At 74.1% G+C, this 14,225-nt stretch carries 11 protein-coding genes, 1 tRNA gene and 1 riboswitch; of the genes, 7 read left to right on the top strand and 5 right to left on the bottom strand.

Features of this window, described 5'->3' with window-relative positions:
* Window positions 1–49: 49 nt before the first annotated feature.
* From OHS33_RS32390 to OHS33_RS32380, 3 genes are all read left to right on the top strand, one after another.
* Complete coding sequence (locus OHS33_RS32390) at window positions 50–2,443, top strand: polysaccharide lyase 8 family protein (RefSeq protein WP_330333970.1); 2,394 nt, start codon at window positions 50–52, stop codon at window positions 2,441–2,443.
* A gap of 82 nt (window positions 2,444–2,525) precedes the next feature.
* Window positions 2,526–4,163 (top strand): N,N-dimethylformamidase beta subunit family domain-containing protein, encoded by a 1,638-nt coding sequence (locus OHS33_RS32385; protein ID WP_330333969.1) that lies wholly within the window; start codon window positions 2,526–2,528, stop codon window positions 4,161–4,163.
* Between the two features lie 121 nt (window positions 4,164–4,284).
* Window positions 4,285–4,680: a VOC family protein gene (locus OHS33_RS32380; protein WP_330333968.1), complete on the top strand. Its 396-nt coding sequence runs from the start codon at window positions 4,285–4,287 to the stop codon at window positions 4,678–4,680.
* Window positions 4,681–4,740: 60 nt separating this feature from the next.
* Here OHS33_RS32380 and OHS33_RS32375 read toward each other — a convergent pair whose 3' ends face one another.
* The 5 genes from OHS33_RS32375 to OHS33_RS32355 form a co-directional block, all read right to left on the bottom strand.
* Window positions 4,741–5,529, bottom strand: coding sequence for an ABC transporter ATP-binding protein (locus tag OHS33_RS32375; protein WP_330333967.1), 789 nt, complete (start codon window positions 5,527–5,529; stop codon window positions 4,741–4,743).
* Window positions 5,526–6,587 (bottom strand): FecCD family ABC transporter permease, encoded by a 1,062-nt coding sequence (locus OHS33_RS32370; RefSeq protein ID WP_443065484.1) that lies wholly within the window; start codon window positions 6,585–6,587, stop codon window positions 5,526–5,528. Before OHS33_RS32370 ends, OHS33_RS32375 begins: the two co-directional genes overlap by 4 nt.
* Window positions 6,551–7,564 (bottom strand): ABC transporter substrate-binding protein, encoded by a 1,014-nt coding sequence (locus OHS33_RS32365; protein WP_330333965.1) that lies wholly within the window; start codon window positions 7,562–7,564, stop codon window positions 6,551–6,553. The genes OHS33_RS32370 and OHS33_RS32365 overlap by 37 nt, the downstream gene beginning before the upstream one ends.
* A gap of 56 nt (window positions 7,565–7,620) precedes the next feature.
* Window positions 7,621–7,696, bottom strand: a riboswitch (cobalamin riboswitch).
* A 175-nt stretch (window positions 7,697–7,871) separates the two neighbouring features.
* Window positions 7,872–7,944, bottom strand: a tRNA-Trp gene (locus tag OHS33_RS32360).
* Window positions 7,945–8,002: 58 nt separating this feature from the next.
* Window positions 8,003–8,740: an ankyrin repeat domain-containing protein gene (locus OHS33_RS32355; protein WP_330333964.1), complete on the bottom strand. Its 738-nt coding sequence runs from the start codon at window positions 8,738–8,740 to the stop codon at window positions 8,003–8,005.
* A 265-nt stretch (window positions 8,741–9,005) separates the two neighbouring features.
* On the opposite strand from OHS33_RS32355, the gene OHS33_RS32350 reads away from it, so the two are divergent.
* From OHS33_RS32350 to OHS33_RS32335, 4 genes are all read left to right on the top strand, one after another.
* On the top strand, window positions 9,006–9,536 hold the full coding sequence (locus OHS33_RS32350) for a DUF4352 domain-containing protein (protein ID WP_330333963.1): 531 nt from the start codon (window positions 9,006–9,008) through the stop codon (window positions 9,534–9,536).
* Window positions 9,537–9,699: 163 nt separating this feature from the next.
* Complete coding sequence (locus OHS33_RS32345; RefSeq protein ID WP_330333962.1) at window positions 9,700–11,052, top strand: glycoside hydrolase family 18 protein; 1,353 nt, start codon at window positions 9,700–9,702, stop codon at window positions 11,050–11,052.
* A 63-nt stretch (window positions 11,053–11,115) separates the two neighbouring features.
* Window positions 11,116–12,345 (top strand): serpin family protein, encoded by a 1,230-nt coding sequence (locus tag OHS33_RS32340; RefSeq protein WP_330333961.1) that lies wholly within the window; start codon window positions 11,116–11,118, stop codon window positions 12,343–12,345.
* A 143-nt stretch (window positions 12,346–12,488) separates the two neighbouring features.
* Window positions 12,489–14,129 (top strand): sigma-70 family RNA polymerase sigma factor, encoded by a 1,641-nt coding sequence (locus OHS33_RS32335; protein ID WP_330333960.1) that lies wholly within the window; start codon window positions 12,489–12,491, stop codon window positions 14,127–14,129.
* Window positions 14,130–14,225 lie beyond the last annotated feature (96 nt).

Here is a 14,225-nt window from a genome sequence, read left to right as displayed (position 1 = left end):
GCCCCTGAAGCGACGAGTCGACGCATCCACGGGCCGAAAGGAGTTGGCGATGACGGAAGTATGGAGTCGGCGTTCCTTCCTCTCCACCGCGGGCGGGGGTGCGTTCCTGCTCGGGACGCCTGCCAGGCGGGCGGCCGCCGAGGCAGCGGGGGACGTCCACGACGGCATGCGGTCGGTGTGGCGCTCTCTGGTCCTGGGCGGTGATCTGCCCACCGCGGCCGAGCCGTTCCGCTCCCGGCTGGCCGCGCTGGGTGACCAGACCGCGGGCTGGCTGGGGGCCATGGCCCCGGCCAGTGGTTCGCTCTGGCCCGATCTCGGGTTCGCCACCGATCCCGAGATGCTGATGCAGAGCTACTACCGGCTGCGGACGATGGCGGAGGCCTATGTCCGGCCAGGGACGGGGGTGACCGGATCGGACACCCTGCGCGCGGGCCTGCTCACGGGGCTCGACCATCTGCACGCGCGGGCCTACCACGCGGGTCAGGCGCCGTACGGCAATTGGTACTGCTGGCAGATCGGTGCGCCGCAGGCGCTGCTGGACCTGTGCGTCCTGCTGTACGACCAGCTGTCGGCGGCGCAGCTCGCCGATTTCTGCGCGGCCGTGGACCATTTCGTGCCGGACAGCGCGGTCGGCGCGTACACCGGGACGAGCACCGGTGCGAACCGGGTGGACCTGTGCCGGGTGCTGGCGGTGCGCGGGGTGGTCGGCAAGCAGTCGGCCAAGATCGCTCTGGCCCGGGACGCCCTCGCTCCGGTCTTCCCCTACGTCACCTCGGGGGACGGCCTGTACCGCGACGGGTCATTCATCCAGCACTCCTGGGTGCCGTATTCGGGCACCTACGGTGCGGTGCTCCTCGGTGGTCTGGGCCTGCTGTCGGGGGTACTCAAAGGGACGCCCTGGGCCCTCACCGATCCCGGTGCGCAGATCGTGTTCGACGCGGTGGAGCGGGCCTGGGCCCCGTTCCTTTTCAACGGTCTGATCATGGACTGTGTGTCCGGCCGGGCGATCAGCCGGGGCCTGGCCGCGGCGGACGTCCGCCAGGTCCGCCAGGACGACCACGCCCGGGGCCATGCCGTGCTCGCCGGGATACTGCTGCTCGGGGAGGGGGCGAGCGCGGCCGAGCGGGCCCGCTGGCGGGCGCTGGTGAAGGGCTGGATGGCGCGGGACTACTACAGCCGCCCGCTCGCGGACGAATCCCTGCCCCTGTCCTCGCTGGCCCGGCTGGCCGAGGTCGAGGGGGACCCGGCGGTCCTGGCCGCGGCCGAGCCGGTCGGCCACCGGCTGTTCGGTGCGATGGACCGGGCCACGCACCGGCGGCCCGACTGGGCGGCTTCCCTGGCCATGGCCTCGCGCCGGATCACCCACTACGAGACGGGCAACGGGGAGAACCTGCGCGGCTGGCACACCGGCAGCGGCATGCTCTGCTGGTGGGGTGCCACCTATGGGAACGGCCAGTACGCGGACGCCTTCTGGCCGACCGTGGACCCGTACCGGCTGCCGGGAACCACCGTCTCGCGCAAGGTGCTGGCCGATGGCGCGGGAGGCGACTGGGGGGCCTCCCGGCCGGACGCCGTGTGGGTGGGCGGTTCCACCGACGGGGAGTTCGCCTCGGTGGGCCAGCACCTGCGGGGCCTGTCCAGCACCCTCACGGCCCGCAAGTCCTGGTTCTTCCTGGCCGACACGATCGTGTGCCTGGGGGCGGGGATCCGGGCCACGGACGGCGCCGTGGTGGAGACGGTGGTCGACAACCGCAATCTCGGGGCCACCGGGACGCACGCGCTGACCGTCGGCGGCACCGTCCAGCCGACCGCCCTCGGCTGGTCGGCCGTCTTCCCTTCCCCCGGCTGGGCGCACATCGCGGGGTTCGGCGGGTACGTCATGTCGGGGGCGGGCACCTTCAAGGCCCTGCGGGAGCAGCGCGACGGACGGTGGAGCGATGTCAACCGGGGCGGTTCCACCAGCGTGCTGACCCGCCGCTATCTGACGCTCTGGTACGACCACGGCACCGATCCCACCGCGGGGTCGTATGTCCATCAGATACTCCCGGGCGCCACGGCGGCCCAGACCTCGGCGCGGGCCGCCGCCGCGGGCTGGCTGACGGTCCTGGCCAACTCGGAGGTGGCCCAGGGCGTGCATGTGCCGTCCCTGGGGTTCACCGGGGTCAACCTCTGGCAGGCCGGGACGGCCGGCCCGGTGGAGGCGGGCGGACCCTGTTCGGTGACCATCCGGGAGAGACCGGACGGGACGGCGACGGTCCGCGTCAGCGATCCGACCCGGACCCAGACCGCGCTGACCGTGGTGTGGCACCGGCCCGTCACCGAGGTGGTCACCCGGTCCGCCGGAGTGGTGTCGGCCGTCCCCGGCGCGGTGCTCCGGCTGGGATTCGCCGACCTCACCCAGGCGGCGGGGGCGACACAGGAGGTGGTGGTGCGCCTGGGCTGACGAGCTGGTGGTCCGGGCCCTCGGGGACGGACCGCAGCGCCCGGTTCGAATAGGGCCGAACGGGTGACATACCGTGCCCTCCATGGATCAACAGCACAGGGCAGGGGACGGCGAAGGAGCGGGCAGGCGGCGTTTCCTCGCGATCGCGACGGGTGCGGCCACCGTGGCCGGGCTGGGCGCCGTGGCAGGCTGCGCGGACGGGTCGGGCTCCGCCGACGGCCCGGGCGCGGGCCACCCGTCGAGCGGTGGCCCGAAGCCGTCCGGATCCGGTTCCGCCGCGCCCGGCGGTCCGGCCGGGCCGCACGGCTTCGACGTCAAGGCCGAGAACGCACGACCGGGCAACGCCGACTGGGCCGTGGCCAAGGCGGGACCCGCGCGGGCGATCGAGGGTTTCGCCGACCGGGTGAGCGTCCTGCCGGGCGAGTCCTTCGGGCTCCACGTCTCCACCACCGCGCCCCGGTTCACCGTCTCCGCCTACCGGATGGGCTGGTACGGCGGGGCGCGGGCCCGCCTGGTGTGGCGGTCGCAGGCGATCACCGGTGCCCGGCAGCCCGAGGCGGCGGTGGAGCAGGGGACCCGGATGGTGCGGGCCCGGTGGGCGCGCACCACCACCGTGGAGACGAAGGACTGGCCGGAGGGCAGCTACCTGCTGCGCCTGGACGCGCAGGGCGGCGAGGGCCAGCGGTTCGTCCCGGTCACCGTGCGGTCGGCGGCGACCGGGGGCCGTACCGTCATCGTCAACGCGGTGGCGACCTGGCAGGCGTACAACAAGTGGGGTGGATACAGCAGTTACGACGGCCCGAGCGGCGGCTTCGCCTCGCGGTCCCTGTCGGTGACCTTCGACCGGCCGTACGAGTACGACGACGGCGCGGGGCTGTTCCTGGTCTACGAGGCTCCGCTGATCGCGCTGGCCGAGCGGCTCGGCATACCCCTGGCCTACACCACGACCACCGACGTGGCGCGCGAGAAGCGGCTGCTGGAGGGGGCCGCCGCGGTCGTCTCGCTCGGGCACGACGAATACTGGTCGCCCGAGCAGCGCGCGCACATCACGGCCGCCCGGGACGCGGGGAGCAACATCGCGATACTCGGCGCGAACTGCTGCTACCGCCGCATCCGCCTGGAGGCGAGCGAGCTGGGACCGGACCGTACGGTCGTCTGCTACAAGACGTCCTACGAGCAGGACCCGGGCTTCAAGCGCGGTCATCCGGCGACCGTGGACTTCCGTACCGCCCCCGGGGCGGACCCGGAGAGTTCGCTGCTGGGCGTGATCTACGACGGCTACCCGGTGGACGCCCCGTACGTGGTGACCAACCCCGGCCACTGGCTCTTCGAGGGCACGGGCGTCAAGCCGACCGACCGGTTCCCGCACCTGGTGGGCGTGGAGTACGACAAGGTCTCCACCGGGTTCCCGACCCCCCGGCCGATCGAGATACTGGCCCACTCCCCCGTGGTGTGCGAGGGGCGGCCCAGTCACCAGGACACCGCCTACTACACGACGCCGAGCGGCGCCGGGGTCTTCGCGACCGGAACCATGCGCTGGGTCGAGGCCCTGGACGCGAAGGGCGACGGGCGCAGCGGCGCCAACCACGGGCTGGACGAGCGGGCGGGGGCGCTGACCACCCGGGTGACGGAGAACCTGCTGCGGGTGTTCGCCGCGGGCCCGGCCGGCCGGACGCACCCCGCGCAGGACAACGTCAAGACGGTGTACGGAGGTTCGTGACGAGGCCGGGTGGACCCGGGCGGGGTCGGCGTTTAGGATCTCGTTCACGTCATCGCGTGCCGGTCACCGTCCGGGTGAGGCATGGAGGTGGCCGTGAGGTGCCTTGCGGAGGCATTCACCCATGTCAGTCGAGTTGAACCACACGATCATCCATTCCCGGAACAACCGGGAGTCGGCCGAATTCCTGGCGCACGTCCTCGGTCTCGAAGTCGGCCCCGAGTGGGGGCCGTTCGTCCCCGTCGACACCGCCAACGGCGTCCAGCTGGACTTCGCCACCGTGCCGTCCGGTACCGTCACCCCGCAGCACTACGCCTTCCTCATCTCCGAGGAGGAGTTTGACGCGTCGTTCGCGCGGATCCGGGCGGCGGGCGTCACGTACTTCGCCGATCCCATGCAGAAGCAGCCCGGCGAGATCAACCACAACGACGGGGGCCGGGGCCTGTACTTCCTGGACCCGTCCGGGCACGGCATGGAGATCATCACCCGGCCGTACGGCAGCGGCGCGACCCCGGAATAGGCGGCGCGGCGGGGCCGGGGGCGACGCTGCGCGCAGCGGGCCGCCCCCGGCCCCGCCCGCTCAGGGCAGGTAGACGATGTTCGGCGCGCCCGTGGTGGGATGGGCGGAGATCCGCGTGCGCACGCCGTACACCTCGGCCAGCAGTTCTTCCGTCAGGACCTCCTCCGGCGTCCCGGAGGCCACCGCCCGGCCCGCCTTCAGGACGTACAGGCGGTCGCAGAAGGTCGCGGCGAGGTTGAGGTCGTGCAGGACCAGCAGGGCCGTGGCGGACAGGCCCCGGACCAGGCCGAGGATGTCGAGTTGGTAGCGGATGTCCAGGTGATTGGTCGGCTCGTCGAGGGCGAGCAGGCCGGTGTCCTGGACGAGGGCGCGGGCCACCAGCGCGCGCTGGCGCTCGCCGCCGGACAGTTCGTCGAAGCGGCGCTCGGCCAGTTCCCCGGCGCCGACCGTCTCCAGTGCGGCGGCGACGCGCCGTGCATCGCCCGGACCGTCCTGTTCCCAGAACCGTTTGTGCGGACTGCGCCCCATGGCCACCACCTCGCGCACGGTCAGCCCGAAGGTGCCGCTCGCGTCCTGCGGTACGACCGCGATCCGGCGCGCCCGCTGCTTGACGCCCAGCGAGGCCGCGTCCACGCCGTCCAGCACCACCCGCCCGGCGGTGGGCCGCAGGGTGCCGTGGACGCAGCGCAGCAGGGTGGTCTTGCCGCTGCCGTTCGGACCGACCACGCCGACCGTCTCGCCGGGGCGGGCGGCGAGGTCGACGCCGTGCAGCAGGGTGTGCCCGTCGACCTCGTAACGTACGGCCTCGGCGCGCAGTTCCAACGCCGGTGCCGACTCCGACGGGCTCATCCGGCCACCCCCTCGGTACGGCCGGAGCGCCGCAGCATCCACAGGAAGAACGGCCCGCCGACCAGCGCGGTGACGACGCCGACCGGGATCTCCTCGGGCGCGGCGGCGGTACGGGCGACCAGGTCGGCCAGCAGCAGGAACACGGCCCCGCCCAGCGCGGCCACCGGCAGCAGCGCCCGGTGCCCGGCTCCGACGACCATCCGGGCGGCATGGGGAACCATCAGCCCGACGAAACCGATCGCACCGCTGAAGGCGACCAGCACCCCGATGACGAGGGAGGCCAGCACGAAGGCGGCGGCCCGGAACCGGCCGGTGTCGAGCCCGAGGGTGCGCGCGTCCTCCTCCCCGGCGAGCAGCAGGTCCAGGGGCCGGGCGAGGCCGAGCAGCAACACGGTCCCCACGGCCAGGACGGCGGCGGGCAGGGCCAGTTCGTCCCAGCGGGCCCCGCCGAGGCCGCCGAGCGTCCAGAAGAGGATGGAGCGGACCTGTTCGGCCCGGGCGGCGAGGACCAGCGCCAGGCTGGTCAGCGCGGACAGCACGTACTGGACGGCGACCCCGGCCAGGATCAGCCGCCCGGTCGTCATGGCGCCGCCGCGCCGGGCGAGGGCGTACACCGTGACCAGGGCGCCGAGCGACCCGGCGAACGCGGCGACGGGCAGGGTGACGCTGGTCGCGAGGCCCGCGCCGAGGCCGAGCACGATGACGGCCACGGCGCCCGCCGAAGCGCCGGAGGACGCGCCGAGCAGGAACGGATCAGCCAGCTGGTTGCGTACGAGGGCCTGCAGCACGGCGCCCGTCACAGCCAGCCCGGCTCCGACCACGGCCGCGAGCAGCACGCGCGGCATCCGGACGTCCCACACGATGGAGGCGAACGCTCCGGGGCGCGGCCCCGCGATGACGATGTCCAGCACCTGGCCGGGGGCGATCCGTACGGGACCCAGCGCCAGGCCCGCCACCGCCCCGGCGGCGAGCGCGAGGGTGAGGAGGACGAGGACGAGCGGGGTCCGGCGGCGGTCCGCCCTCACGCGGCGTCGGGGTGCAGCTGGCCGGCGAGGGATTCCACGGCGTCGGCGACGCGCACCCCGAGGACGGCCGAGGACAGCGGCAGGACGACGAACCGCCGGTCCCTGATCGCGGGAACCTCCGCGAGGGCCGGATCGTTCAACAGACGCTGCTTCTTGGCTTCGACGCCGGTCCCGCCGTAGTCGTAGATCAGCACGGTGTCCGGCTTCCGTTCGATGACCTTCTCCCAGGAGACGTCGCCGAAGGTGTCCCCCAGGTCGGCGAACACGTTCGTCCCGCCCGCCAGCGAGACGATCTCGTTGCCGATGCCGTTGCCGCCCGAGGTGAAGGCCGCCGTCTCCCCGGAGTCGTAGACGAAGACGGCCGGGCGCGCCTTGTCCTTGACGCGGGCGGTCACCGCGTCGATGCGGCGCTGCTCGTCCTCGATCAGCCGCGCGCCCCGGTCGGGCACCCCGAAGGTGCGGGCGACCTCGGTGATCTCCGTCTTCAGCTGGTCGATCCGGACGGGGCCCGGGGTGCAGTACTCCACGCTGAGACGGGTGTTGATGCCGCTCTTGCCCAGCCCCTGGCGGTCGCGGCCCTGCGAGGCGTCGAAGGCGCTGGAGTAACCGCCGTAGACGAAATCTGGGTTGGCGCCGAGGAGCACCTCCTTCGAGGGGTACTCCTTCGCCAGCACCTTGATCTTGTCGTAGGCGGGCCGGTACGCGGGCAGGACGGCGTCGTCGATGTAGGCGGTGCCCGCCATCCGGTCGCCGAGGCCGAGGGCGAGCAGCACCTCGGTGGCGTGCTGGTTCATGGAGACCGCACGCCGGGGCGGGGCCTGGTAGGTCGTGGTCACACCGCAGTTGGTCACGGTGTACGGGAATCCGGCGCCCCCGGCGGCTGCCGTCGGCCGCGCGGTGCCGTCCGGCCCGGTGCCGTCCTGGGCGGCGCCGCAGGCGGTCAGGGGTATCAGGAGCGCCAGGGGGACGAGCGGGGTGAGCGCGCGCAGGGCGGCGCGGAAACGCGGCATGGCGAAGCCTCTCCGGGGGATCCTCGTCCCCAGGTCGAAATGAAGAGGCGGCGCGTCAGTGTCTGACTCCCGGGCCCGCGAGGGGGCCCGGTCACAGTGGCGGGACCGTACCGGTTTCACACCGGTTTCCTGGTCCGCGCCGCCCGGAGTAACCCGGACAAGTGTGCCAGACCACCCGCAACCCGGCGGTCACGCGGTGCCCGCGGGCCGACGCGGAGGAGACCGGTCCGGGCACACCCACGCGCGACGCACCGGAGCCCGGGCCGGACGGTGACCGTCCGACCCGGGCTCCGGGTGGTGTTCCATGCAGGGGCGGCAGGACTCGAACCTACGACATTTGGTTTTGGAGACCAACGCTCTACCAACTGAGCTACGCCCCTCCGTTGGCACAAGCTTCGCACGGAGCGGCCGGATGATCCAATCTCTTCCACGATGTGGTCACTCGATGAGATCAGCGGCCGGGTGCGCGCCGCGTTCCAGCAGCCATGCCGTCACCTCGCGGGCCCCGTCGGCGTCCTGGGAGCGCGCGATGTCCAGCGGGGTCAGTCCGTCGTAACCGATCCAGTCGAGGTCGGCGCCGTGCGCGAGCAAGTACCGCGCCGCCGCCAGGCTGCCGCCGTGACAGGCGCCCCAGAACGCGGCGGTGATCTCGTCCGGTCCCGGGGGCGTCGGCGCCGCGAGGAACGCCTCGATCCGGTCGAGGAGCCCGAGGGAGGCGGCGTCCTGGAAGTCGGCGTGGGCGCCGTGTTCCAGGAGGCGCCGGGCGGCCCGCCACTGCCCGAAGGCCCGCGCGTCGGACAGCGGGGTGCCGCCGCCGATGATCCCGCCGCCGGCCTCCACCTCGGCCCCGCAGTCGATGAGGGCGTCGATCGCGGCGACGTCGTCATTGCTCGCGGCCCAGTGCAGCGGGGTCTCGGCGTGCGCCCCGACGAACCGGGCCGTCGGATCGGCGCCCGCCTCGACCAGCAGCCGGATGACCTCGGGGCCGCGCGGAGGGTGGCCGGGCCAGTCCGTGACGATGTGCAGCAGGCTGCGGCCGCCCGCGGCCGCGCCGGTCCTGACGAGGGTGGCTCGGGCCAGGGCGGGGTGCGCGCCGAGGAGTTCCCGCAGCCGCGGGAGGTCGCCGGAGCGGATGGCGGCCGTGACGGCCACCGCGATCGGATCCTCGGAGTCCATCGGGCCCGTCCTTCCGCCGTGAGCCGCCGGTCCGCGCCCAGGCTAACGGGACCGGCCACCGGACCGGGCCCCGCCACCCGGCGCCGCAACCCGCACCCGGCACCCGGCCGCGGAGACCGGCACGCACTGCCGGGCCCCGCCACCCGGAGCCGAACCGCAAGGACCCGCGCGGCGCCCCGGCCGCGGGTGGCGGGGCCCGGCGCCGAGGGGGAAGGTGGAGGTGTCCCGCGCCGGGAGGTGTCCCGCGCCCCGAGGAGGTACCGCCATGCGCCGTCTCCGGTACTCCGCGGCCGCGCTCGCGCTCACCGCGGCGGCCCTGCTCGGGCCGGCGCTCGGGACGGGTGCCGCCGCCACGGCGTCGGCCGGGCCGACCAGGCAGGCCGGACCGACCGGGCAGACCATCGAGCTGCGCGGCAATCGGCCCGGCGAGCTGCTCGACGTCACCCTGCTCGCCGTGACGGACCCGGCCACCCCGCGCGCCGCGTACCCCCAGCAGGATCCGGCCGGGCGGCTCGTCGCGGTCGAGTTCCGGCTGGCGAACACCGGAACGGCCCGCTACGCCGACACCCCGCGCAGCGGCTCGTACCTCCTGGACCTCGGCGGCGCGCGCCATTCCAGCGTGGCCGCGGCGACGACGGCCGGGGACGGCTTCCCCGACGGACACACCCTCGCGCCCGGCGACTCCGCCACCGGGTGGGTCACCTTCGAGCTGCCGAAGCAAGCCCGGCTCGCGGCGGTGCAGTTCGCGCTGAACGACGGATCGGCCGACGACATCGGCCAGTGGAACCTCTCCTGATCGAGCGACCCGGGGCGCCCCGGAGAGCCACGGCGAGCCATGGGGAGCCCCGTGGGCCGCCCGCCCCCTTGACCGCTCTGGTCCAGACCAATAGCTTCCGGATGCACAGCACGCGCACAGCACGGCTCAGGAGCACCACTCCCCGCATCCGCAAAGGAAGCCCATGCGCCGCAGCACCCTCGCCAGGCTGGCCGTCGCCGCCTGCTCCTTCTCCCTCCTGGCGGCCTTCGCGCCCGCCGCCGGAGCCGCCACCGCCGGAGCCGCCACCGCCCAGGCCGACGCCGCGGGCGAAGGCCACGCACGCGCCTACCACCGCGTCGGCTACTTCACCCAATGGGGCGTCTACGGCCGCGACTTCCAGGTCAAGAACCTCGAAACCAGCGGCGCCGCGGCCAAACTCACCCACATCAACTACGCCTTCGGCAACATCGGCGCGGACGGCAAGTGCTTCACCGGCAACGTCCCGGGTGAGGCGGACGCCTGGGCCGACTACGTCCGCCCGCTCGACGCGGCGGGCTCGGTCGACGGGGTGGCCGACACCCGGGACCAGCCGCTCGCCGGGAGCTTCAACCAGCTGCGCGAGCTGAAGGCCAGGCACCCGGGCCTCAAGGCCCAGATTTCGCTGGGCGGTTGGAGCTGGTCCACGCACTTCTCCGACGCGGCCCGCACCCCCGCCTCGCGCACGGCGCTCGTGCAGTCCTGCATCGACCTCTACATCAAGGGGAACCTGCCCCGGGACGGCGCCCGCGGCGGCGCGGGCGCGGCCGCCGGCCTCTTCGACGGCATCGACCTCGACTGGGAGTGGCCCGGCTCGCCCGGGGACACCGACACCACCCACCGGCCCGAGGACAAGCGCAACTTCACCGCGCTGGTCCAGGAGTTCCGCACCCAGCTCGACGCCTACGGCCGGACCCAGAAGAAGAAGTACCAGCTGACCGCCTTCGTCCCGACCGCCCCCGCCAAGATCGACGCGGGCTTCGAGGTCCGGAAGGTCATGCGGGACCTGGACTTCGTCACGCTCCAGGGGTACGACTTCCACGTCTCCGGCGAGAAGACCACCGCCCAGCAGTCGGCCCTGTACGCACGCGACGACTTCAGCGTCGACGGCACGGTGGACGCCTGGCTGCGGCGCGGGGCGCCCGCGGGCAAGCTCGTGATGGGCATGCCGTTCTACGGTCAGGGGTGGACCGGGGTCACCGGGGGCGGGGACGGCATGGGCCAGCCCGCGACGGCTCCCGCGCCCGCGACCTGGTCCGCCGGGTACGAGGACTACAAGGCGCTGAAGAAACTGGCCGGTTCGGGCGCGTACACGCTGCACCGGGACCGGCGGTCGGGCAGCGCCTGGCTGTTCGACGGATCCACCCTGTGGACCTACGACGACCCCCAGGTGCTGCGCACGAAGACGGCGTACATCCGCGAACACGGCCTGGGCGGCGCGATGTTCTGGTCCCTGGACGGGGACACGGCGGACGGCGAGCTGATGACGGCCGTGGACCAGGGGCTGCGCGGCCACTGATCCGACCGTCCGAGCATCGAAAGGCCGTACCGTCCGTGGATCAAGAGCCCGTACCCTCCGCGCATGGAGAACTCGACGGTACGCGCGGTCAACCGGCTCACCGGGCGCTGGGCCGCGGTGGTGCGGCCCGGAGCACAGGGCACCGTGTTCACGGCAGCCGGGGTCTGGCCCCTGCTGGCCCTGCTCGCGGACGGTGCGGGCGGCCCGGCGCGCGAGGAACTGGCGGCGGCCCTCGGCATACCCGCCGGGGACGCGGCCGGGGCGGCGCGGGCGCTGCTGGAGGGGCTGGGCCCGGTCCGGGGCCTCGAAACGGCGACCGGCCTGTGGACCCGGGCCGGGCTGCCCCTGGAGGAAGCATGGACCTCCCGGCTGCCGGACGGCGCGCGCGGGTCCCTGACCGGCGACCCGGACGTCGACCGGCCGGTGCTCGACGGATGGGCGGCCGAGCGGACGGGCGGGCTGATCGAGCACATGCCGGTGCCGGTGGGCCCCGAGGTCCTGATGGTCCTCGCCTCGGCGCTGGCGCTGCGGGTGACCTGGTCCCGGCCCTTCGACGACTTCCCGGCGGCGCCGGACCAGGGCCCCTGGGCCGGGCGGACCTCCTTCGGCCTGCACCGGCGGACCTCCCGGCTGGACCGGGCCAGGGTGACGCGGTCGGCCGGCGGTCCGGTAACCCTGCTGGAGGTCGAGGGCTCGGCCGGCATCGACGTCCACCTGCTGCTGGGCGGCCCCGACGCCGCGCCCGGCGAGGTGCTGGGGGCGGGGATCGCCGCGGTCACCGGGGCCGCGCCCGCCGAGGGCGCGGGCACCCTGCCCGAGGGAACGCCCGGACCCGGCCTGGAGGTCCGTACCGTCGAATCCGTCTCCTCCGAGCCGTCCCTCCACATCAAGACCGTGGCCTTCGCCCTGCGGGCCGAGCACGACCTCCTCGCGCACGCGGAGCTGTTCGGGCTGGCCACGGCGTCCGACGACACCTTCGGCCACTTCCCCGGCATCAGCTCCGACCCGCTGGCCGTCGGCGCGGCGCGGCAGTCCGCGATGGCGCGGTTCCACGCGAAGGGGTTCGAGGCGGCGGCCGTCACCGCGGTCAGCATGCGGGCGGGCGGCGGCGCGCCGCGCACCCTCCACCGCGTCCGCCACGCCACGGTCTCGTTCCTGCGGCCCTTCGGCTTCCTGGCCTTGCACCGCCCCTCCCGCCTGGTCCTCGCGGCGGGCTGGGTGAACGAACCCCTCCCGTACGAGGCGCCCGACCGGGGGCCGCGCGCACGCCCGGGGGGCCTGCTCCACGGCTGAGGGGGCCCCGCGGTGCGCCCCCTGCGCACTTGTGCGAGAGAGTGCTCACCGATAAGTGTTCCGATAAGTGTTATCGGGACCCCGCTCGGCGGTCTCCCAGGTATCGGGCACCATCGACCGCCGGCACGGACAGGGATCAACACATGAGTACTCAGCACACCGCAGCGCTGGTGTCGGCCGCCCGCGCGGGCGATCAGCGGGCGCAGGACGAACTCGTCGGCGCGCACCTGCCGCTCGTCTACAACATCGTCGGCCGGGCCCTGAACGGGTCCGTCGACGTGGACGACGTGGTCCAGGACACCATGCTGCGGGCCCTCGACGGCCTGGGCGGGCTGCGCTCCGACGAGAGCTTCCGGTCGTGGCTGGTGGCGATCGCGATGAACCGGGTACGGGCGCACTGGCAGGCCCGCAGCACCGGCCCCGACGCGAGCGGGCTGGAGGCGGCGCGGGAGCTCGCCGACCCCGGCGCCGATTTCGTGGACCTGACCGTCGTCCAGCTGAACCTCACCGGTCAGCGGCGCGAGACGGCCCGGGCCACGCGCTGGCTGGAGCCGGACGACCGGGCGCTGCTGTCCCTGTGGTGGCTGGAGTGCGCCGGGGAGCTGACCCGGGAGGAGGTCGCGGCGGCGCTGGAGCTGTCGCCGCAGCACACCGCCGTGCGGGTGCAGCGGATGAAGGCGCAGCTGGAGTCCGCGCGGGTGGTCGAGCGGGCGCTGGACGCCCAGCCGCCCTGCGAGGCGCTGCGGGCGGTGGCGGGCGGCTGGGACGGGCGGCCGTCCGCGCTGTGGCGCAAGCGCATAGCCCGGCACGCGCGCGAGTGCCTGCGCTGCGCGGGCCTGTGGAACGGCCTGGTCCCGGCGGAGGGACTGCTGGCCGGGCTGGCCCTGGTCCCGGTCTCGGCGGCTGTGCTGGCCGCGGTCCACGAGGCGAGCGCGGTTCCGGTCGCCTTCTCGTACGCCGCCTCCTCGTCCGGCGCCGCGCAGGACCCGGGGGCGCACGCGGCCGGTGCCCGCGGCGACGCGGGCCGGGGTGCCGCCCGCAAGCGGCGCCGCACGCGCCGCAGGGTCATCGCGGGCGGGGTGGCCGTCCTGTGTGTCGCCGGTGGTGGGGCGCTGTACCTGGCTGACGCGCTGCCGGGGTCGGGCGAGAGCGGGACGACCGCCGCCGCTCCCGGCGTGCCGCTGGCCGCGCTCTCCACGGCCGGGGCGGCCACGCCGTCCGCCTCGGCTTCCGGTTCTCCCTCGGCCTCGGCGTCGGCTTCCGCCTCGCCCTCTCCGTCGGCTTCCGCTTCGGCCTCCGCTTCGGCTTCCTCCTCGGCCTCGGCGTCGGCTTCCGCGAGCGGGGGCGGGAGCGCGAAGCCCGCTCCGAGTTCCTCGGCTCCGCGCCCGGCGCTCGCCGCGCCGCAGGGGACCGTGGCCCAGGTGATCGCGCTGGTCAACAACGAGCGGTCGGCGGCCGGCTGCGGACCCCTCAAGGACGACGCCCAGCTGCGCGCGGCCGCGCAGGACCACTCGGACGACATGGCGGACCGGAACTTCTTCGCGCACACCAACCCCGACGGGGCCGACCCGGGGCAGCGGATCACCGCCGCCGGGTACCGCTGGTCGACGTACGGCGAGAACATCGCGATGGGCCAGCAGACGCCCGCGGCGGTCATGGACTCCTGGATGAAGAGCCCGGGGCACCGCGCGAACATCCTCAACTGCTCCTTCAAGGACATCGGGGTGGGCGTGCGCCAGGGGGCGGGCGGGCCGTGGTGGACCCAGGACTTCGGCGCCCACTGACCCGGACGGCGCCCCTCGTCCACTCAAGGACCGCTCGTTCGCTCAAGGACCGCTCGACGACACCCCCCGCGCGGGCACTGAATGCTTCAATTTCGG

Source organism: Streptomyces sp. NBC_00536 (assembly GCF_036346295.1).
Taxonomy (GTDB): domain Bacteria; phylum Actinomycetota; class Actinomycetes; order Streptomycetales; family Streptomycetaceae; genus Streptomyces.
This window is presented reverse-complemented; position numbering and strand designations above follow the sequence as displayed.